At 69.6% G+C, this 18,480-nt stretch carries 24 protein-coding genes; 12 read left to right on the forward strand and 12 right to left on the reverse strand.

Annotation, left to right across the window (positions count from 1 at the left end):
* Position 1 precedes the first annotated feature (1 nt).
* Together IE302_RS28450 and IE302_RS28455 are read left to right on the forward strand one after the other, a co-directional pair.
* The gene (locus tag IE302_RS28450; protein ID WP_191257502.1) at positions 2 to 892 is read left to right on the forward strand and encodes a transketolase family protein; all 891 of its coding nucleotides are present in this window, start codon (positions 2 to 4) and stop codon (positions 890 to 892) included.
* A 10-nt stretch (positions 893 to 902) separates the two neighbouring features.
* Positions 903 to 1,331 carry an NUDIX hydrolase gene (locus IE302_RS28455; RefSeq protein WP_191257503.1) on the forward strand — a complete coding sequence of 143 codons (429 nt, stop codon included), beginning with the start codon at positions 903 to 905 and terminating at the stop codon, positions 1,329 to 1,331.
* Here IE302_RS28455 and IE302_RS28460 read toward each other — a convergent pair.
* The 3 genes from IE302_RS28460 to IE302_RS28470 form a co-directional block, all read right to left on the reverse strand.
* On the reverse strand, positions 1,317 to 1,985 hold the full coding sequence (locus IE302_RS28460) for an NIPSNAP family protein (protein ID WP_191257504.1): 669 nt from the start codon (positions 1,983 to 1,985) through the stop codon (positions 1,317 to 1,319). The two genes, IE302_RS28455 and IE302_RS28460, sit on opposite strands and share 15 nt — an antisense overlap.
* A gap of 61 nt (positions 1,986 to 2,046) precedes the next feature.
* On the reverse strand, positions 2,047 to 3,219 hold the full coding sequence (locus IE302_RS28465; protein WP_191257505.1) for an acyl-CoA dehydrogenase family protein: 1,173 nt from the start codon (positions 3,217 to 3,219) through the stop codon (positions 2,047 to 2,049).
* Between the two features lie 72 nt (positions 3,220 to 3,291).
* Entirely contained in the window at positions 3,292 to 3,471 is a 180-nt protein-coding gene (locus tag IE302_RS28470) for a hypothetical protein (protein WP_191257506.1), read from the reverse strand.
* A gap of 136 nt (positions 3,472 to 3,607) precedes the next feature.
* Here IE302_RS28470 and hisH point away from each other — a divergent pair, with 136 nt between their 5' ends.
* From hisH to IE302_RS28485, 3 genes are all read left to right on the forward strand, one after another.
* Complete coding sequence (gene hisH, locus IE302_RS28475) at positions 3,608 to 4,231, forward strand: imidazole glycerol phosphate synthase subunit HisH (protein ID WP_191257795.1); 624 nt, start codon at positions 3,608 to 3,610, stop codon at positions 4,229 to 4,231.
* Between the two features lie 9 nt (positions 4,232 to 4,240).
* Positions 4,241 to 4,978 (forward strand): bifunctional 1-(5-phosphoribosyl)-5-((5-phosphoribosylamino)methylideneamino)imidazole-4-carboxamide isomerase/phosphoribosylanthranilate isomerase PriA, encoded by a 738-nt coding sequence (gene priA / locus IE302_RS28480; protein WP_007029948.1) that lies wholly within the window; start codon positions 4,241 to 4,243, stop codon positions 4,976 to 4,978.
* A gap of 80 nt (positions 4,979 to 5,058) precedes the next feature.
* Entirely contained in the window at positions 5,059 to 5,406 is a 348-nt protein-coding gene (locus IE302_RS28485; protein ID WP_191257507.1) for a DUF1330 domain-containing protein, read from the forward strand.
* 566 nt (positions 5,407 to 5,972) lie between these two features.
* Here IE302_RS28485 and IE302_RS28490 read toward each other — a convergent pair.
* From IE302_RS28490 to IE302_RS28525, 8 genes are all read right to left on the reverse strand, one after another.
* Positions 5,973 to 6,359 (reverse strand): PPOX class F420-dependent oxidoreductase, encoded by a 387-nt coding sequence (locus tag IE302_RS28490; RefSeq protein ID WP_191257508.1) that lies wholly within the window; start codon positions 6,357 to 6,359, stop codon positions 5,973 to 5,975.
* Between the two features lie 9 nt (positions 6,360 to 6,368).
* Positions 6,369 to 7,103, reverse strand: coding sequence for an ABC transporter permease (locus IE302_RS28495; protein ID WP_191257509.1), 735 nt, complete (start codon positions 7,101 to 7,103; stop codon positions 6,369 to 6,371).
* Positions 7,100 to 7,822: an ABC transporter ATP-binding protein gene (locus tag IE302_RS28500; protein WP_191257510.1), complete on the reverse strand. Its 723-nt coding sequence runs from the start codon at positions 7,820 to 7,822 to the stop codon at positions 7,100 to 7,102. Before IE302_RS28500 ends, IE302_RS28495 begins: the two co-directional genes overlap by 4 nt.
* 337 nt (positions 7,823 to 8,159) lie before the next feature.
* Complete coding sequence (locus IE302_RS28505; RefSeq protein ID WP_191257511.1) at positions 8,160 to 9,080, reverse strand: NADP-dependent oxidoreductase; 921 nt, start codon at positions 9,078 to 9,080, stop codon at positions 8,160 to 8,162.
* A gap of 28 nt (positions 9,081 to 9,108) precedes the next feature.
* Positions 9,109 to 10,107: a hypothetical protein gene (locus IE302_RS28510; RefSeq protein WP_191257512.1), complete on the reverse strand. Its 999-nt coding sequence runs from the start codon at positions 10,105 to 10,107 to the stop codon at positions 9,109 to 9,111.
* The gene (locus IE302_RS28515; RefSeq protein ID WP_191257513.1) at positions 10,104 to 10,613 is read right to left on the reverse strand and encodes a SigE family RNA polymerase sigma factor; all 510 of its coding nucleotides are present in this window, start codon (positions 10,611 to 10,613) and stop codon (positions 10,104 to 10,106) included. The genes IE302_RS28510 and IE302_RS28515 overlap by 4 nt, the downstream gene beginning before the upstream one ends.
* Before the next feature lie 91 nt (positions 10,614 to 10,704).
* Positions 10,705 to 11,946 (reverse strand): phytase, encoded by a 1,242-nt coding sequence (locus IE302_RS28520; protein WP_191257514.1) that lies wholly within the window; start codon positions 11,944 to 11,946, stop codon positions 10,705 to 10,707.
* Positions 11,947 to 12,009: 63 nt separating this feature from the next.
* On the reverse strand, positions 12,010 to 12,612 hold the full coding sequence (locus tag IE302_RS28525) for a TetR/AcrR family transcriptional regulator (protein ID WP_191257515.1): 603 nt from the start codon (positions 12,610 to 12,612) through the stop codon (positions 12,010 to 12,012).
* 38 nt (positions 12,613 to 12,650) lie between these two features.
* Between IE302_RS28525 and hisF the strand changes: the two genes are divergently transcribed.
* From hisF to IE302_RS28550, 5 genes are all read left to right on the forward strand, one after another.
* Positions 12,651 to 13,424, forward strand: coding sequence for an imidazole glycerol phosphate synthase subunit HisF (gene hisF, locus IE302_RS28530; protein WP_039916966.1), 774 nt, complete (start codon positions 12,651 to 12,653; stop codon positions 13,422 to 13,424).
* Positions 13,421 to 13,810, forward strand: coding sequence for a hypothetical protein (locus tag IE302_RS28535; RefSeq protein WP_191257516.1), 390 nt, complete (start codon positions 13,421 to 13,423; stop codon positions 13,808 to 13,810). Before hisF ends, IE302_RS28535 begins: the two co-directional genes overlap by 4 nt.
* Positions 13,800 to 14,162: a phosphoribosyl-AMP cyclohydrolase gene (hisI, locus tag IE302_RS28540; RefSeq protein ID WP_126733711.1), complete on the forward strand. Its 363-nt coding sequence runs from the start codon at positions 13,800 to 13,802 to the stop codon at positions 14,160 to 14,162. Before IE302_RS28535 ends, hisI begins: the two co-directional genes overlap by 11 nt.
* Positions 14,159 to 14,521, forward strand: coding sequence for a DUF1304 domain-containing protein (locus IE302_RS28545; RefSeq protein ID WP_191257517.1), 363 nt, complete (start codon positions 14,159 to 14,161; stop codon positions 14,519 to 14,521). The genes hisI and IE302_RS28545 overlap by 4 nt, the downstream gene beginning before the upstream one ends.
* A gap of 182 nt (positions 14,522 to 14,703) precedes the next feature.
* Positions 14,704 to 15,483, forward strand: a complete 780-nt coding sequence (locus tag IE302_RS28550) for a DUF3592 domain-containing protein (protein ID WP_191257518.1) — start codon at positions 14,704 to 14,706, stop codon at positions 15,481 to 15,483.
* 123 nt (positions 15,484 to 15,606) lie between these two features.
* On the opposite strand, the gene IE302_RS28555 is transcribed toward IE302_RS28550, so the two are convergent.
* Entirely contained in the window at positions 15,607 to 16,212 is a 606-nt protein-coding gene (locus IE302_RS28555) for a TetR/AcrR family transcriptional regulator (RefSeq protein WP_191257519.1), read from the reverse strand.
* A gap of 95 nt (positions 16,213 to 16,307) precedes the next feature.
* Between IE302_RS28555 and IE302_RS28560 the strand changes: the two genes are divergently transcribed.
* Both IE302_RS28560 and IE302_RS28565 read left to right on the forward strand, forming a co-directional pair.
* Entirely contained in the window at positions 16,308 to 17,870 is a 1,563-nt protein-coding gene (locus IE302_RS28560) for an anthranilate synthase component I (protein WP_191257520.1), read from the forward strand.
* A complete protein-coding gene (locus IE302_RS28565) occupies positions 17,863 to 18,468 on the forward strand; it encodes a Trp biosynthesis-associated membrane protein (protein WP_191257521.1) in 606 nt (201 codons plus the stop codon). Before IE302_RS28560 ends, IE302_RS28565 begins: the two co-directional genes overlap by 8 nt.
* Positions 18,469 to 18,480 lie beyond the last annotated feature (12 nt).

Consider the following 18,480-nt stretch of genomic DNA (forward strand, 5'->3'; position numbering starts at 1 on the left):
CGTGGACATGCGTGAAACGTTCCTCAGCGCCGCCGCCGAGGTACTCGATACCGACCCGAACGTCGCCGTCGTGCTCGCCGACATCTCCGCGGCGCAGCTCTCCTTCGCCGCCAGGAAACATCCGGACCGGGTGCTCAACGTCGGCATCCGCGAACAGCTGATGATGAGCACCGCGGGCGGGCTGGCGCTGGCCGGGATGCGCCCGATCGTCCACACCTTCTCGTCGTTCCTCGTGGAGCGGGCGTTCGAGCAGATCAAACTCGACCTCGGGCACCAGGACGTCGGAGCCGTGCTCGTGTCTTCGGGCGCGTCCTACGACATGCCCACGGCGGGACGGACGCATCAGGCGCCCGGGGACGTCGCGCTGATCGACACGCTGCCGGGCTGGACCGTGCACGTGCCGGGGCACCCCGAGGAAGCACGGCGGCTGCTGCTGGAGTCCATCCCCGGCGACGGGCGCGTCTATCTCCGGCTTTCCGCGCAGGAGAACGCGAAACCGCATCTGGGAACCGGCCTGCAGACGCTGCGCGAAGGCGGCCGGGCCGTCGTCGTGGCCGTCGGGCCGATGCTCGACAGGACGCTGGAAGCGACCGCCGATCTCGACGTGACCGTGCTCTACACCTCGACGATCCGGCCGTTCGACGCCGCCGGGCTGCGCGCGGCCGTCGAAGCCGCGGGCAGCGCCGACGTCGTGCTGGTCGAGCCCTATCTCGCCGGGACGTCCGCGCACGTGGTGAGCGGCGCGCTGGCCGAGACGCCGCACCGGCTGCTCTCGCTCGGTGTCCGGCGCGACGCCGAAGTGCGGATCTACGGTGAGATGGCCGATCACGACCTCGCGCACGGCCTCGACGCCGGTTCGATCGCCTTGTCGGTCAAGGAATTTCTCCGCTAGCGTCGCCGGAATGACGAAGATCCGCCCGCTCGCGCTCGGGATCATCCGCCGAGGCGAAGACCTTCTCGTGTTCGAAGGCCGCGACAACGCCAAAGGGGAGACCTACCACCGCCCGCTCGGCGGCGGGATCGAGTTCGGGGAGACCGCCGTCGAGGCGCTCCATCGCGAATTCGATGAGGAACTCGCGGCGGAGCTGACCGCGGTCGAGCAGATCGCCGTGCTGGAGAACGTGTTCACCTTCGAGGGCAGGCCGGGGCACGAGATCGTGTTCCTGTTCACCGCCGATCTGGCCGACAAGTCGTTCTACGAGCGTGACGAGGTCGGCGTGGTGCTCGACGACGGCGCGCGCGTGCACTGGCTGCCGATGGCCGACGTGGCGGACGGCAAGGCGATCCTGTACCCGGACGGACTCGCGGACCTCCTTTCAGCGCAGGACTGACCGCGCGGTCGGGGCCAGTTCTCGTTGTGACCAAGGGCGTTCGAGCTTGCTTTCCAGCTCGGCGCCCGTCTTGGCGAGGAGTTCTCGGTGTTCTTCGGTGACCTTCGCGAACCAGACGAACACCGTCTCGTCCTCCCGCACGGGAAGCCGGGGGAAGGTGTTCTCCGCGGGCTCGGTTTCGAAGTGGCCGAACGTCTCCACGCCGGATTCCCGCAGCGCCGGGGCCACGGTGTCCGCGAAGAATTCGGAGAACTCCTTCACCGGTCCGGCGGGATGGCACACCGTCACCAGCACGCGGGAATCCGCGGCCCCGCCGGGACCGGGGAAGCCCGGCCCGGACGGGCGCAGCAGAAAGACGTCCGAGGCGTCGATCATCGTTTCGTTCGCCGCCGGGCCGTGTTCGCCCCACACGGGCCCGCCGTAGAACGATTCGAGCGCGGCCCGCCTGGCCCCCATGTCCCGGAAACCGCGAAGCCACACGAACTTGTCCGGCTCCGCCGGTTCGCGGAACAGGCCGAACAGACGCATGCCACAGGCTTCCTGGCTCTCCACGAACTCGCGTTCGAAGAGCGCGATCAGCTCGTCCCGGCGGCCGGGGTGCAGGGTGTAGCGGCGTAGCTCGACGACGGACTGGAACTCGGCGGAATCGGTCATGCGCGGGACCCTAGAGGCCCGCACCGACAGTTTCGGGGGCTCGGCTCGGCTTTCCGGTGATTCAGCGGAAGGCGGCGATCCCGGTGACCGACTGGCCCAGCGAGAGCGCGTGCATCTCTTCGGTGCCTTCGTAGGTCAGCACGGTTTCGAGGTTCGACATATGCCGCATCACCGGGTACTCCAGCGAGATCCCGTTGGCGCCGAGCATGGCGCGCGCGGTCCTGGCGACCTCCAGCGCGGAGCGGACGTTGGCGAGTTTGCCGAAGCTGACGTGGTTGTGGTGCAGCGTCCCGGCGTCCTTGAGCCGTCCGATCCGCAGCGCCACCAGCCCGGCGCGGTTGACCTCGACGACGAGGTCGGCGAGCTTGCGCTGGGTCAGCTGGAACCCGGCCAGCGGCTTGCCGAACTGCTCCCGGCTCAGCGTGTACTCCAGCGCGGTCTCATAGCAGGAGCGAGCGGCGCCGACGACGCCGAACAGGATCCCGTAGCGGGCCTCGTTCAGGCAGGACAGCGGCCCGCGCAGCCCCCGGACCTCGGGGAACACTGCGGACTCCGGCAGGCGGACGCCGTCGAGCACGAGTTCCGCGGTCAGCGAGGCGCGCAGCGACAGCTTGTGCTTGACCTCGTTCGCGGTGAAGCCCGGCGTGTTCGTGGGGACGACGAAGCCGCGCACACCCTCGTCGGTCTGCGCCCAGACGACCGCGACGTCGGCCACGGTCCCGTTGGTGATCCACATCTTCGAGCCGCTCAGGACCCAGTCCGAGCCGTCTCGCCTCGCGCGGGTCCGCATGCCGCCCGGGTCGCTGCCTGCGTCCGGTTCGGTCAGGCCGAAGCAGCCGAGCGCCTCACCGGAGGCCATCCTCGGCAGCCACTCCTGCTTCTGCTCTTCGGTGCCCCATTTGTGGATCGCGTACATCGCCAGCGAACCCTGCACGGAGACGAAGCTGCGGAGCCCGGAGTCGACGGCCTCCAGTTCGCGGCAGGCGATGCCGTAGGCGACCGCACTGGTGCCTGCGCAGCCGTAACCCTCCAGGTGCATGCCGAGCAGCCCGAGCTGCCCGAACCCCTTGGCGAGCTCGGCGGCGGGCAGGGCGCCCGTCTCGTACCATTCGGCGATGTTCGGCAGGAGCTGGTCGTGCGCGTAGGAGCGCACGGCGTCGCGGATGGCCCGGTCCTCGGCGGTGAGCTCGGCGTCGAGATCGAGGAAGTCGCGCGGATCCGGGCTGCTGCTCATGCGGTCACTCCTGGTCGGCTCGGTGGGTCACCTTCCCAAGAAGAAAACCACACACCGGACCGGAGTCGGGTGTCAGCGATCGCGCCATCCGGTGGTCTTCGTCACCTGAACCGATGCCGAGGCCGTCACCGAGGGAGCGGAGCGCCGCTTCTGCTCCGGGATCAGCAGCTCCGCGAACGTAGGGAAAGGCACGCTCTCGATGTCTTCCCGCCACGCGTTGAGCAGGCAGGTCAGTTCGTCGGCGTCCTGCATCGTTCCTCCATAAGTGCAGGGCGGTCCTGCGCCGGCCTTTCACTTGGAGGCGTTATTACCCAGTCGAGTGAACATCGAAACAGGGAATCCGCAGAAAATCCGGTCCGCTAACCTGGGGCGCGTGGCTACTCCTCGCGTGGTGATCCTGGACTACGGGTCCGGCAACCTCCGGTCCGCCGAACGCGCCGTCGAGCGCGCCGGGGCGCACGTCGAGGTCACCGCCGACCCGCATGCCGCGCTCGAGGCCGACGGCCTGGTCGTCCCGGGTGTCGGCGCCTTCTCGGCCTGCATGGAGGGCCTGCGGTCGGTGTCGGGGGAGAAGATCATCGGCAAACGCCTCGCCGGCGGCCGTCCCGTGCTGGGCATCTGCGTCGGCATGCAGATCCTGTTCGAACGCGGTGTCGAGCACGGCGTGGAGGCCGAGGGCGCCGGTGAGTGGCCCGGCACGGTCGACAGGCTGGAGGCCGACGTCCTGCCCCACATGGGCTGGAACACCGTCCGCGCCCCCGGGGACTCGCAGCTGTTCGCCGGGCTCGATGCGGACACGCGATTCTACTTCGTGCACTCCTACGCGGCGCGGACCTGGGAACTGGACTCCGGTCTTGCCGGCCAGCAGCCCAAGGTGACCTGGGCGAACCACGGCCAGGACTTCGTCGCCGCCGTCGAGAACGGGCCGCTGTGGGCGACGCAGTTCCATCCGGAGAAGTCCGGGGACGCCGGGGCGCACCTGCTGCGCAACTGGCTCGAGACCCTCGCTTAGAGTGTGCGCGTGACTTTCACGCTCCTTCCCGCCGTTGATGTGGCCGATGGCCAGGCCGTGCGACTCGTCCAGGGCGAGGCCGGCACCGAAACCTCCTATGGCAGCCCGCTGGAGGCGGCGCTCGCCTGGCAGCGTGACGGGGCGGAGTGGATCCATCTGGTGGACCTCGACGCCGCCTTCGGCAAGGGCTCCAACCGCGAACTGCTCGCCGACGTCGTCGCGAAGCTCGACGTCCAGGTGGAGCTGTCCGGCGGCATCCGCGACGACGCCTCGCTGGAGGCCGCGCTGGCCACCGGCGCCCGCCGGGTGAACCTCGGCACCGCCGCGCTGGAGGACCCGGAGTGGACCGCGAAGGTCGTCTCCTCCTACGGCGACCGCGTCGCCATCGGGCTGGACGTGCGGATCACCGAGGCGGGCCACCGGCTGTCCGCGCGCGGCTGGACGCAGGACGGCGGTGACCTCTGGGAGGTCCTCGACCGGCTCGACCGCGACGGCGCGCAGCGCTACGTCGTCACCGACGTGAGCAAGGACGGCACCCTCCAGGGCCCGAACATCGACCTGCTCCGCGAGGTCGCCGCCCGCACCGACGCGCCGGTCATCGCCTCCGGTGGCGTGTCCAGTGTGGACGATCTCCGCGCGCTGGCCGCGCTGGCCCGCGACGGTGTCGAAGGCTCCATCGTCGGCAAGGCGCTCTACGCCGGGGCGTTCACCCTTCCCGAGGCGCTCGCCGCCGTCGCGGAGTTCTGAGCTTTACCTCCCGGGTAATCGACGCCACGCGCTCGTTCGGTCAGGATTCCTTCCAGGACAACAAAACCTGGGAGGACATCATGACCGCGTACGGCATCGCCCACCTTCGCCCCACCGTCGCGCCGACCGAAGAGGTTCTCGAGTACCTGGAGCGGATCCAGGCCACGCTCGACCCCTTCGGCGGCGAGTTCCTCGTGCACGGGGCCGAGGTCGAGGTGCTCGAAGGGGAGTGGCCGGGAGCGCTGGTGATGATCGGGTTCCCGAGCATGGCCGTGGCCCGCGAGTGGTACGCGTCGCCCGCCTACCAGGAGATCCTGCACCTGCGGGCGGACCACATCCCCGGCGACCTGATCCTGGTGGAGGGGTGCGGCCCGGACCACGACTCGGCGGCCATGGCGGCGGAGCTGCGGGCACTGCAGACCTCGTGAGTGGTAAGTCGTGTTCTCTTGAGGGGTAAGGCAAAGGTGTCATGCTCGCTCAGCGGCGTGCCGGCTTCGGATGTTGTGAAAGCCACTTTCGCAACCTTCAACGTTGCGAAAGTGGCTTTCACAACATCGCCGACCCACGGGACCGCACTGGGCCGAGGGAGTCGTGAGTGGCGATTCGTGTTCTAACCCGAATCGCCACTCACGACCACCCTGACCGAACGGTCACCGCCGCTCCTGCCCGCTTGCCAGTACATGATGGCCCCCTTCCTTGCGCCTAGCGCAAGGAAGGGGGCCATCATGTACTTGAGCCGCCGCGAAGGTCGAGTTTCCTCGGCTGAGCCGTGGGAAGGGGGCCTTCACGGACCGGACTCACGCTCCGCCACAGCCAGAACCCAGCAGCTACCTAAGACACGGTCGGCTCTAACCCGAATCGCCACTCACGACCACCTGACCCGGCTCGCTCCACCAGGTCGCGACACCCGAAGCCGGCAGACACACAAGCGGCCGAGCACGACACCTTCGCCTTACCCCTCAATAGCGCGACTCACCACTCACGCTCTCACGGGTCATTCCGCCAGTTTGATCGCGATCCCCACGGTCCGGTCCTTCGGTCCCCGCAGCGTGCTGAAGAACATCGTCACCCGTCCGGTGATCCCGTACTTCCGCGCGATCACCTTGCGCACGCGTTCGGTCTCGTCGAGGTCCAGCAGCCGCGCCTTGCCCGCGACGACGTCGCCATGGGTCTTCTTGCCGCGGAGGTCGCAGGCCTGGACCTCGACCCGGCCGCTGTTGCGGATCCGCTTGACCTTGCCCGCCTTCCGCTCGGACCAGAGCACCAGCTCGCCACCGTCGCCCGCCGCCCAGACCGGCGTCGGCACCGGGGTGCCGTTCTTGCGGAAGGTGGTCAGCACGACGTACTTCTCGGCGGCGAGCCGCTCGAACTCCGATCCCATGTGGAGAGTTTAAGGCGTTCGACGACGGAGCGTCGCCGCGCCGAGGACCAGCGCGGCCAGCGCGCACGCGCCGACGACGAGCAGGTTCCGGATCAGTGTCGCGTCCACGGTGCCCGAAGTGGTGACGCGGGTGAGCGCCTCGACGGCGTACGAAAGCGGCATCACGTCGGAAAGCCGATTGAGCAGCCAGCCCATCTCCCCGCGCGGCACGAACAGCCCGCACAGCAGGATCTGCGGCAGCACGAACAGCGGCATGAACTGCACCGCCTGGAATTCCGTCCGCGCGAACGCGCTCACGAACAGGCCGAGCGCCATCCCGAGCAGGGCGTCGAGGACGGCGATGAGCAGCAGCATCCCGATCGACCCCGCGATGTCGAGGCCCAGCCAGGCCAGGGAGATCCCCGCCGCGACACCGACCTGCACGATCGCGATCGAGCCGAACGCGATCGCGTAGCCGAAGAGCAGGTCCACCCTGCCGATCGGCAGGGTCATCAGGCGTTCCAGGGTCGCCGTGGTGCGCTCGCGCAGCGTGGTGATCGAGGTGATCAGGAACATGATCAGGAACGGGAAGACGCCGAGCAGTGCCGGGGCGACACGGCTGAACACCGCTTCCGAGTTGAAGACGAAACGCAGCAGCACCATCAGCAGTGACGGGACGACGATCATCATCACGACGGTGCGCGGATCGTGCCGGAGCTGCAGGAGGATGCGGTGGGCCGTGGCCAGCGTCAGGGCGGGGTTCACGACGCCACCTCGCTTTCCCGGACCAGTCGCAGGAACGCCTGCTCCAGATCGGTCGTCCCGGTGCGTTCGCGCAGTCCGGCAGGGGTGTCGTCGGCGAGGATCCGGCCTTCGCGCATGAGCAGCAGCCGGTCGCAGCGCGCCGCTTCGTCCATGACGTGGCTGGACACCAGCAGTGTCGCGCCGCCGTCGGCGAGACGGCGGAACAGCGCCCAGAGTTCGTCGCGGAGCACGGGATCCAGGCCGACGGTCGGTTCGTCGAGGACGAGCAGTTCGGGCTTCCCGAGCAGTGCGACGGCGAGGTTCGCACGGCTGTGCTGACCGCCCGACAGGGACCCGACCAGTTTGCCGGCGTGGTCTTCGAGCCCGACCTCGCCGATCACCCTGTCCACATCGGACATCGGCGCGCGCAGCACGGAAGCGAAGTAGCGCAAGGCTTCCGTGATGGTGAGGTCGGCGTAGATCGCCGGGTTCTGGGTGGCGTAGCCGATCAGCCGCCGCAACGGCGGGCTGCCGGCGGGATGCCCGAGCACGGTGACCTCGCCCGCCGCGACGATCTGCACGCCGACGATCGAGCGCATCAGCGTCGTCTTGCCGCAGCCGCTGGGCCCGAGCAGGCCGGTGATCCGGCCGCGCGGTGTCGCGAAACCGATGTCCCGGACGACCTCACGGCCGCCGCGGACGACCCGCAGGCCCGTCACGGAGATCGCCGAATTAGCCATACGTTTAATTCTGCGCCCGTTGAGAACCACGAGTCAAGAGGGTGAAGGACGGGTGAGGTGTCGGTCGGGGTGGTCGTGAGCGGTAAGTGTCGTTAGAACGCGACTTGCCACTCACGACCACCCCGGCCCAGCGCGGCCTGGTGGTTCGGAGGTGTTGCGAAAGCCACCTTCGCAACGTTGAAGGTTGCGAAAGTGGCTTTCGCGACGCTTCCGGGATTCCGCTACCCACAAGGACTGCGAGACCTTGGGCGAAGGGGACTTTCCGTGCATCTGATGAGGGGAAAGTCCCCTTTTGCCTTACCCTTCAGAACCGTCCGTGCCGCTCACGCGGGAAGCCCTACGGCACCAGGACGAGCTTGCCCCGGACGTGGCCCGCTTCGCTCTCGTCCTGGGCGGCGGCCGCTTCGGCGAGCGGGTAGACCCGGGAGATCGGCAGGGTGAGCTTGCCTTCGGCGGCGAGCGCGGCGCCTTCGGCCAGCGAGCCGGGGACCTGCTCCGCCGGGGAACCCGACGTGAAGCGCACGTCGTGGTCGGCCGCGTCCGGCGCGGCGATGGTGATGACCCGCTTCGGGCCGCCGGTCAGCTCGACGAGGGTGGCGAGGGAGTGTCCAGAGGCGTCGAAGGACGCGTCGATGCCGTGCGGCGCGACGGCGCGTACGCGCTCGGCGAGCCCTTCGCCGTACTGCACCGGGATTGCGCCCAGTGAGCGCAGGTAGTCATGGTTCGCTTCGCTCGCGGTGCCGACGACGGTGAGCCCGCGCGCCACGGCCAGCTGGACCGCGATGGTGCCGACACCGCCCGCGGCGCCGTCGACGAGCAGCGTCTCGCCCTTCTCGAGGTCCAGCAGGTTCAGGGCGCGATAGGCGGTGTTGACGACCACGGGCAGTGCCGCGGCCAGCTCCCACGAGAGCGACTCGGGCTTGCGGGCCAGCTTCGCCGGATCCGCGAGGACGTACTCCGCGTATCCGCCGATGCCGGAGCCGAGGACCTCGTCACCGGTGGCGAAGCCGGACACGCCCTCACCGATCGCGTCGATCACGCCGGCGACGTCCCCGCCCGGGACGGCGGGGAACTCCGTCGGGAACACCGCGGCCATCAGCCCGGCCCGGATCTTCCAGTCGATCGGGTTCACGCCCGCGGCCCGGACGGCCACCCTGACCTGGCCGGGGCCCGGCTCGGGAAGCTCGCGTTCGAGGACCTGCAGGACCCCGGAGCCGCCGTACTCGGTGAACGCGATGGAGCGGTAGGTGTCCGTCATGCCGTCGACAACCGCCGCCGGCCCGCCCCTATTCCGGCGCTTTCCCGAACCAGCCGTAGTCGCCGGGGACGAGCTGCAGGGTGTCGGCGATGTCGAGCAGCGCGGCCTGGTCCCGCTTGCCCGACACGGTGAGCCACCGCCCGCCGTCGAGCTGGACGGCGACCGTTTCGTCCTGGGGGCCGAGCCCGCTGTCCCGTTTCGGGAGGTAGTAGCCGTCGGCGCCCCGGACCTTGAGGGGGACCGGTTCCGCCCCGGCGACCTCCGGCCGGTCGCGGCGTAGCGACGCCGTGACGACCGCCGCCGCGGTGGGCTGCCCGACGACGGTGGCTTCGATATCGGTCGCGCCCCCGCCGACCGTCATGAACGTGCTCACCCCCGACAGTTCCAGATCGGCGGGCAGTCTGCCGAACCGCAGTTCGCCCGAAACCCGGGCACGGTCGTCCCTGATCATCTCGTCGGCGACCTGCTGGCCGATCGCGCGCGGGTCCCTCACCCCGTACAGCGTCAGGCTCAGCAGGTAGACGTCGTCAGGCGACCAGGTCAGCATCGTCACGTCGCGGTCCAGCTCGGAGACCATCCCGACCCTGCCCTGCACGATGATCTGGTTCGGCGCGGGCGCGACCTTCCACGGTTCGCCCGGTTTGGCCAGCGGGGTGGTGGTCAGCTGGATCTGCCCCTGGTCGCCCGCGCTCCACTCCCGCGTCTGTGGCGCGGGATAGGGCTTCGCGGCCCGCCGGTTCTCCTTGAAGCCGTCGGGCAGCCAGCCGGGCTTGTACGGCAGCACCGCCCAGTCGACGTTGCGCTGCGCAGCCGGGGGAACCGCGGTGAAGGCCCGCAGGCCCAGCGGCACACCGAGAGCGATGATCGCGACCGCCGCCGCGACCAGCGCCAGCGACATCTTCGACCGGCTTCGCGACCGCTGGGCCAGCACTTCGCGGATCTCGGCCCCGTCGGGCGCCCGCGTCGCCAGCTGTTCGAGGCTCTCCCGGATCAGGTGCTCGGCGTTCTCTTCACTCAGGCGGGTCATTTGCGGGCTCCCGTGGGCTGAACAGACGAGGACGGCTCGGTTTCCCGCAGCGTCGCGAGCGCGCGCGAGATCTGGCTGCGCACGGTCGACGTCGCGCAGCGGAGCACCGCGCCGATCTCCTCGTCGGAGTAGTTCTCGTAGTAGCGGAGCACGATCGCGGCGCGTTGCTTGCGCGGGAGCTTCGCGAGCCGGTCCAGCATCGCGTCGCGTTCGTCGTAGTCGACGGCGTGATCGGAGACCGGCGGGCTCACCAGGTCGAGCACCTCCGGCGACGACGGCACCACGCGGCGGACCGCCAGGCGCCGTCGCCACGAGAAGTACTCGTTGGTCACCATCCGGCGGACGTACGTCGGCGGCGAGTCGATCCTGTGCCAGCGTTGCTGAGCGCGCAGCAGCACCTCCTGCACGATGTCCTGCGCCAGGTACGGATCGTCGGTCAGGACGGTCGCGTAGCGCAGGAGCCCGTCCAGGCGATCCGCGACGAACTCGTCGAAGGTCGCAGGCACGTGTTCCCCCTCAGCCGGTGGTCTCGCTCTATGGACGCACGAGACCACCGTGCTGATGCATCGGGAGCCGAACTTTTCCGGGTGAACGTGATCACCGCACGGCGGTCTCCAGCCGGACGAAGGCGAACCCGGTCGTCGCGAGCTCCTCACCCGAAGGATCGGTGGCCGCCGGACGGCGTTCGCCGTCGTGCACCACCAGCAGGCCGTGCGGGTACAGCGGGCCCAGCGGCCTGGTGGTGATCGCGGCGCCGTCGGAGTGCTCGACCGAGTCGGTCCCGCGTCCCGCCACGATCCGGAAGTCGCGGCGCGGAGTGCCGGCGCGGTCGTAGACGACGAACCGCGAGTCGCCCTGGCTGGACGCGAGCAGCTCGCCGTCGGCCAGCGCCAGTCCCTCCGCGTCCGCGACCAGCCACTTTCCGCCGAAACCGGGATCGGGACCGTCGGCGACGCACTCTTCGGTGGCCTCGTCGAACCGCTGCGGCGCCCCGAACGAACGCACCTTGTCGATCAGCTCGGGACGGCCGAACCCGCCGCCGTTCACCGGGATCCGCCAGATCCCGACGTCCTCCTGCGCGGTGTAGAGCACGCGGTGCTCGACGTCGAGCACCGAACCCTCCAGCTGAGGCCGCTCGTCCGGTTCGCCGCACGGCGACCACGTCCTCCCGTTCGGCAGCCGGAACTCCGACGGCAGGTCGACCGTGCCGATCGGTGCCGTGCCGACGGTGCCGTCCGGTTTGTCGACAAGTCGCAAGAGCGCCACGCGGGTCTCGTGCCGCCGGGTCACCGCGACCCAGCGCGCGCCAGTGCGCGGGTCACGTCCGGCGGTGAGCCCGTACGCCGTCCGCTGTTCGTCCACTTCGGACTCCGACGCGGAGAAAACCGGTGCGGCGGAAGGATCCGTGACGTCCCGCAACACCCGCGATCCGGCCGCGGCACCGGCGGGGTCGATCCGGTAGACGCGCACGCGGTCCCGGCCGCGGTCGCTCACCACCGCCAGATCGCCGACGACGTCGACGTTGTTGAACCGGCCGGGCGCGGCGTCCTCGGCAGGCGCCTTCGGGGCCGGGAGCAGCTGGAGCTGCCGCGCCTTCAGGTCGAACGCGGCCAGCCCGCCTTCCTTGAGGGTGCCGAGCACGACGCTGGCCGAGGGGTTCTTCGGATGGACCCAGATCGCCGGGTCGTCGGCGTCGGCGTTCGCCGGGTCCGCGCCGGAGTCGTCGACGAACGCCCTGGTCTGCGCCACGGGCGAGGGGTTCTGGCTCGCTTCGGCCGGCACGCCGGTGAGCAGGGAGGCCGCCAGCAGGGGGACGGGGAGGAGAGCTGCTTTGCGCATCCTTCGAGAATGGCAGCCAGGCAAGGCCTGTCCCTTGAGGGTGGTGGTGGGGCGGGGTCTGGGCTAGCCGCGCGGGGTGTCCGGCCGGTGAACGCCGTCGGTCAGGTAGTACTGCGCGACCGGGGCCAGCATCGCGACGACCTCGTCCTCCGAAGCGGCCACGAGCGGCGGGAGCCCGATCACGTAGCGCAGCAGCGCGAACCCGACCATCTGCGCGGCGATCCCCGCCACCCGGACCTTCGGCACGCCGCGCGCCTCGGCGACCCGCGCCAGCACCGCCCGTTCCAGGAACTGCCGCATCATGGTCGCGACCTGCTCGTTGGTGGTCGCGGACCGGATCATCGCCAGGAACGGCGCGCGGCCCTCGGGGGCCTGCCACAGGGCGAGGAACGCGCGGACGAGGCGCTCGCCGATCTCGTCTTCGGGGCCGTCGAGGATGCGGGGGACCATTTCGCCGGGGTCGACCGGCAGGTTCATCGACGCGGCGAAGAGCCGCTGCTTGGTGCCGAAGAAATGGTGCAGCAGCGCGGCGTTGACCCCCGCGTCGGCCGCGATGCCGCGGACGGTCGCCCCGTCGTAGCCCTGCTCGGCGAACCTGCGCCGCGCCGCCTCGAGGATCTCCTCCCGCGTCTCGGTCTGCCCCGGCCGCCGCCCCGCCTGTGCCATTCCGCGAGCTTAGAACGCCCTTGACTACGCTTGTCCCCATGTCAGTCGCAGTCAGGGTCATCCCGTGTCTCGACGTCGACGCGGGCCGTGTGGTGAAGGGCGTCAACTTCGCCGACCTGCGCGACGCCGGCGACCCCGTCGAGCTCGCCCGCCTGTACGACGCCGAGGGCGCCGACGAGCTCACGTTCCTCGACGTCACGGCCTCCTCCGGGGACCGCGAGACCACGTTCGACGTCGTCCGCCGGACCGCGGAGCAGGTGTTCATCCCGCTCACCGTCGGTGGCGGCGTGCGCACGAACGACGACGTCAACCGGCTGCTGCGCACCGGCGCGGACAAGGTGAGCATCAACACCGCCGCCATCGCGCGGCCGGAGTTCCTGCGCGAGGCGTCCCGCCGGTTCGGCGCACAGTGCGTCGTGCTGTCGGTGGACGCCCGCCGCGTCCCCGAGGGCACCGAGCCGACACCGTCCGGATTCGAGGTGACCACGCACGGCGGCCGTCGCGGCACCGGGATCGACGCCGTCGAGTGGGCCGCGCGCGGTGAGGAACTCGGCGTCGGCGAGATCCTGCTCAACTCGATGGACGCCGACGGCACCAAGAACGGCTTCGACCTCGAACTCCTGACCCAGGTGCGCGCGGCCGTGCGGGTGCCGGTGATCGCCAGCGGCGGCGCCGGCGCGCTCGACCACTTCCTGCCCGCCGTCGAGGCGGGCGCGGACGCGGTGCTCGCGGCCAGCGTGTTCCACTTCGGACAGTTGAAGATCGGCGAGGTCAAGGACGCGCTGCGCGCCGGGGGAGTCGTGGTCCGATGATCCCGGCCAAGTGGAAGGCCTCCACCGAGGTCAAGGTCGTCTGCGCGCTGCTGCTCGGGCTCGGCCTCGCGTACGTCGGGATGGCCGCGATCCTCATGTTCGCGCCGTACTCCTCCGCGCGGACGTTCCTGCTGCCGGGAACGTCGGTGGTGCTCGGCGGTCTCGTCGTGGCGGGTCTGGTGCTGAAGATGCGTTCGGCGCGGTTCGCCGGTTTCGGCGTCAGCTTCCTGTTCGCGTTGCTGCACGCGCTGTCCATGCTGGCGGCGGAACTCTTCTGGGTGAAGATCGTCTCCGGGATCCTGTTCGCCGGGTACATCTACACGGCGGTCCTGCTCAACTCGATGCCGGTGAAACGGCACCTTCTCGGAGCCACGAATGACGCTTGATCCCGCCTTGTCGGATCGCTTGAAACGCAACGCCGACGGGTTGATCGCCGCCGTCGTCGTCGAACACTCCACATCGGACGTCCTGATGATGGCGTGGATGAACGACGAGGCCCTCGAACGTACTCTCACGACCCGGCGCGGGACCTACTACTCGCGCAGCCGCAAGGAACTGTGGGTCAAGGGCGAGACCTCCGGCCACGTCCAGCACGTGCGCGAGGTGCGCATCGACTGCGACGGCGATACCGTCCTGCTGCGCGTCGACCAGACCGGCCCCGCCTGTCACACCGGCACGCACACCTGCTTCGACACCGACGAACGGCTGCTGCTGGCCGACGAGAGCGAGAACCCGTGAATGTCGTCGCCAACGTCCTGGTCGGCATCGTCGCCCTGATCCACCTGTACATCGTCGTGCTCGAGATGTTCCTGTGGACGACCCCGCGCGCCCGCGCCTCCTTCGGCACCACGGAAGAGTTCGCGAAAGAGAGCGCGCCGCTCGCGGCGAACCAGGGGCTGTACAACGGTTTCCTCGCCGCCGCGTTGATCTGGGGCCTGATCGCGACCGGAAGCACGGCTTGGCAGTTCAAGATCTTCGGCCTGGCGTGTGTGATCGTGGCCGGGCTCTACGGGACGGCGACGGCGAGCAAGAAGATCTTCTTCGTGCAGGTGGTCCCGGGCACGCTGGCGTTGATCGCGGTGCTGATCGCGGGCTGACGCGCCTGCTCACTTGCACGCTCGCCGCGCGCTCGCGGTTGCCCTGGCGCGAGAAGGAACTCGTTGGCCGGGAAAGAGCGCGGTTTCTCGATTAGCCTCAGCGGATGAAACCGGGGCGAGGGAAGAAAAGATCGGCCGAGGGCGGCCGTCCGAGACGACGATCGCACGTCGCCGGGCGGCCGTTGTCCGCCGCGGATGTCGACGCCGTCAGAAGTGTCGCCGCACAGACGGTCCACGGAGAAGTCGCCACTCCGCTGATCGAGAAACTGTCGCGATTCAAAGTGCGCGCACTGGCTCTGTCGGTGCTCTGGATTGCCTTCTTCGTCGCCTGCCAGCTGGGTATCGATCTGCTCCAGCGGGATGCCGTGGAGCTGGCGAGAACCGGGATTCAAGTCGAGGGCACGGTACAGAAAGTCGAGGGGCCCTCCAAACGGAACCGCTTCAAGGTCACGCTTACCTATTACGCGGGCTCGAAGTCGCATACGACCACGGTGTCTTTGGAAGCAGCTCTTGGACCCAAGGTGGGGAACCAGGTCACCTTGGCCTACGCCCCGGGAGACCCGCAGCGACTCGTGATGGTCGAAGGGCGCGTCCTGGGCTTGCCCGAAACCGGCTTGCTCACCCCGTTGTCCTTCTCCGCCTTCCTGGGCTTTCCGGCGTGCCTGGGCGCCGCCTGGCTCTGGCGCGAACGGTATCGGTCGGTCTCGCGAACCGGCTTGCGCGAGGCCACGGCGACGGTGCGGCCCGGCTGGTTGTTCCCCAAGATCGACGTGTACTTCGAAAACGACTACAAGTTCCTCGCCACGCGCCGGTCGCTGAGGATCGCGCCCAAAGTCCGGAAGGCTCCCGTTTTCGTCGGCGGCGAGGGAACGGACATGATCGTGATCTTCCCGCGCGGACGGTTCCACAAGGACACGCTCTACGCGGTTCCCGTCAAGGAGATCGAGCCGGACACGGACTGACCCGTGAGTGGCAGGGTTGCCGGCTTCGGATGTTGTGAACGCCACTTTCGCAACCTTCAACGTTGCGAAAGTGGCTTTCACAACGCCGCCGCCCCACCAGACCAGACCGTCCGCCGAACCCAGTCAGTCGATGTCCCCGGTCAGGTAACGCTGAACCGTCGGCGCGATCGCGGTCACCAGCGGTTCGATCTCGCTCGAAGCCATCGGCTCGAACTTCGCGACGTACCGCACCAGCCCCATCCCGACCAGCTGCGAAGCGCAGAGCGACGTCCGCAGTTCGACGCGGTCCGAGCCCAGTCCGGCGATGATCTTCGTGAAGAAGTTCTGGAAGAAGCTGCGCAGCACCAGCGCGGCCTGTTCGTGCCCGGCGACGCTGCGGACGAGCGCCTGGAACACCTCGCCGCCCGCGCCGTCCCAGCGGGTGAGGAAGGTGCGCACGATCCGGCGGCCGAACTCCTCGTCGGGGCCGTTCGTCAGCTCCGCGAGCAGTTCGTGCGGGTCGAACGGCAGCTTCAGGACGGCCTGCGCGAACAGGCCTTCCTTGCTGCCGAACCAGTGGTTGACCATCGCCGCGTCGACCCCGGCGCGGGTCGCGATCACGCGTACCGTCGCGCCGTCGAAGCCGCTCTCGCCGAACACCGCGCGCGCCGCTTCGATCAGCGCGGTGCGGGTGTCCTGCCCGCCGGGACGCCGTCCCCGGCGCCGGACGGTAGTGTCTTCACCAGCCATGGCGTCATCATGAACGGGCCGGGCGCGAAATTCAACATTCCTTGAATTCATCCCCCCGGTCCCGCCCGTCCGGTGGTTGCAGCACAATGAGCGACATGGTCAGCGCCGCAAACGCCAGCCCGTCGGGGCTCGGCTCGGTCAGCCCTTCGCGCGACGAGTTCCGCGCGCTCGCCGAGGGCCGTCGCGTCATCCCCGTTGTCCGTCGCGTGCTCGCCGACGGTGAGACCCCCATCGGGGTCTACCGCAAGCTCGCCGCCGACCGGCCGGGAACGTTCCTGTTCGAATCGGCGGAGAACGGCGCCTCCTGGAGCCGATGGTCGTTCATCGGCGTCGACAGCCCCGCCGCGTTGACCGTGCGTGACGGCCGGGCCGTCTGGACCGGCACCCCGCCCGTCGGCCTGCCGACGGAGGGCGACCCGCTCACCGTGCTGCGCGAGACCGTCGCCGCGCTCCACACCGAGCAGCTGCCCGGGATGCCGCCGCTCACCGGCGGGATGGTCGGCTACATCGGCTACGACGCCGTCCGCTGGCTCGAACGGCTCCCCGAACTCGCCGAGCGCGATCTCGACATCCCCGAGCTCACCATGCTCCTGGCGACCGACCTGGCCGCCTTCGACCACCACGAGGGCACGGTCACGCTGATCGCCAACGCGGTCAACTGGGACGACTCGCCCGAGCGTGTCGACGCCGCGTACGACGACGCCGTCGCGCGCCTCAACGCGATGACCAAGCAGCTGCACGTCGCGGCCCCGGCCACGGCCGCCGTCTTCGACCGTCCCGCGCCCGAGTTCACGCGCCGCCGCTCCAAGCCGGACTTCCACGCGGCCGTGGAGAAGGCCGTCGAGGCGATCAAGGCGGGCGAAGCGTTCCAGATCGTTCCGTCGCAACGCTTCGAGATCGCGACGCGGGCCGACGCGCTGGACGTCTACCGCGTGCTGCGCACGTCCAACCCGAGCCCGTACATGTACCTGCTGCGCCTGGACGGCTTCGACATCGTCGGCTCCAGCCCGGAGTCGCTGGTCACCGTGCGGGACGGCCGCGCCACCACGCATCCGATCGCGGGCACCCGCTGGCGCGGCGCCGATCCGGAGGAGGACGCGCAGCTGGCCAAGGACCTGCTCGCGGACGAGAAGGAGCGCGCCGAGCACCTCATGCTCGTCGACCTCGGCCGCAACGACCTCGGCAAGGTCTGCAAGCCGGGCACCGTGCGCGTCGTCGACTTCTTCGACGTCGAGCGCTACAGCCACGTCATGCACATCGTGTCCACGGTCACCGGCGAACTCCTCGACGACAAGACGGCCTTCGACGCCGTCACCGCCTGTTTCCCGGCCGGGACGCTCTCGGGCGCGCCGAAGGTCCGCGCGATGCAGCTGATCGAGGAGCTGGAGCCGACCCGCAGGGCGCTCTACGGCGGCGTCGTCGGCTACCTCGACTTCGCCGGTGACGCCGACACCGCGATCGCGATCCGCACCGCGCTGATGAAGGACGGCGTCGCGTACGTCCAGGCGGGCGGGGGAGTCGTCGCCGATTCGGTGGCCGACTACGAGGACAACGAGTCGCTCAACAAGGCCCGCACCGTGCTGTCCGCCGTCGCGGCGGCGCAGACGATGATCGCGGCGGACGAACTCGACCCGGCGGGTGACAGCACCCGTGTCTGAGGCCCCGAAAAGCGAAACCGCCGAAAGCGAAGCCCCGGAAAACGCCGCCCCGGCGGCGAAGAAGGCCAAGCGTCCACTGTGGATCGCCGTGGTGGGCCTGCTGCTGGGCGCGGTCGCGCTGTGGGGTTCCTCGCAGCTCGTGTGGTTCGCGGAATTCCGCGACGGTGGGGTCCGCGGCACCGTGGTGTACACGGAAATCGGTTCAACACGGGCGATCGCGCTGATTCCGCTCGCGTTGCTGGCGCTCGCCGGCACGGCGGGGCTGATCGCCACCGGCGGCTGGCCACGCCGGGTGCTCGGTGCGGTACTCGCCGTGGCCGGCGTCGCCGCGGCGTGGATCGGCGTGGCGGACGGCCCGTTCACCGGGTTCGCCGACGGGCTGCCAGCGGCCCAGATGCTGGGAGCCCGCGGCCTGGCGATCCTCGGGGGAATTCTCGTGGCAGCCGGGGGGTTGGCAGCCATCAAGGGCGCGGGCCGGATGCCACGCCTCGGCGCGAAGTACTCGGCGCCGGGGGCGAAGAAGCGGGCCGCCAAGGATCCGGAGACCGAGCTGTGGGAGGCGCTGTCGGAAGGCGAAGATCCCACCGCGACCCGGTGACGGCGACGGATT

This window comes from Amycolatopsis oliviviridis, from assembly GCF_014654365.1.
Classification (GTDB): Bacteria; Actinomycetota; Actinomycetes; order Mycobacteriales; family Pseudonocardiaceae; genus Amycolatopsis; species Amycolatopsis oliviviridis.